Genomic DNA, 693 nt, shown 5'->3' on the forward strand with positions numbered 1-693 from the left:
TTGCAGGTAACGGTCTCGGTTATCGCCAGTTGGCGGAGTAGGGGACGCGGATTTGTCGGCTTAGTATTGGTTTATTGGTCAAGTTAATTATTTTCTTACTAACGGTACCGCTTATTGGCGATGAACCGTTGTTGTGCACTGGCCTTTAGTCTGTTTTGTAAAAATATGTTTTGTATTTTTTATTCCGACCAGGTTGTTGATGTTGCTTTTTATCTATCTCATTATTCTCATTTAAACGAAATAATTTTCCGTTTTTAATGAATAATTTTTTTGGTGGTTTTTGTCGATTTTGTCCGCCACTGGATAATGTATTTGTTATAAATTCAATATTCTTTGCCAAACCTGGTTTTTGATCAGATGATAAAATTAAGCTATCTGAATATTTATTATTCTTTACAATTTTAAGAGTGTCCATTATTGGAATTACGTCAAAGAAAATTGTATCATTTTTCAAACTCCATTTTCCTTTTGACCAACTCGAAGCTAGATCAAATTGCCAATTATAAGTAAAAGTTGAATCCGTTTTTAGTTCAATTTTTTCTCCAAACTTGTTGGAATATTTTCCACTAATTTTCTTTTGACCAAATGTCAATGTAGAAATCAAAATCAGAAATATTTGTATTGTAGTTCTCATCTTTGTGAGGCTTGTGCACAACGGTCTCGGTTATCGCCAGTTGGCGGAGTAAGGGACGC

General features: G+C 33.9%; 1 protein-coding gene. It reads right to left on the reverse strand.

Annotated features, from left to right (window positions below; genetic code table 11):
• Positions 1-145 precede the first annotated feature (145 nt).
• Complete coding sequence (locus ML462_RS16020; RefSeq protein ID WP_240714842.1) at positions 146-604, reverse strand: hypothetical protein; 459 nt, start codon at positions 602-604, stop codon at positions 146-148.
• Positions 605-693: the final 89 nt, after the last annotated feature.

Origin of the sequence: Christiangramia lutea (assembly GCF_022489035.1) — a bacterium.
GTDB classification, from domain to species: domain Bacteria; phylum Bacteroidota; class Bacteroidia; order Flavobacteriales; family Flavobacteriaceae; genus Christiangramia; species Christiangramia lutea.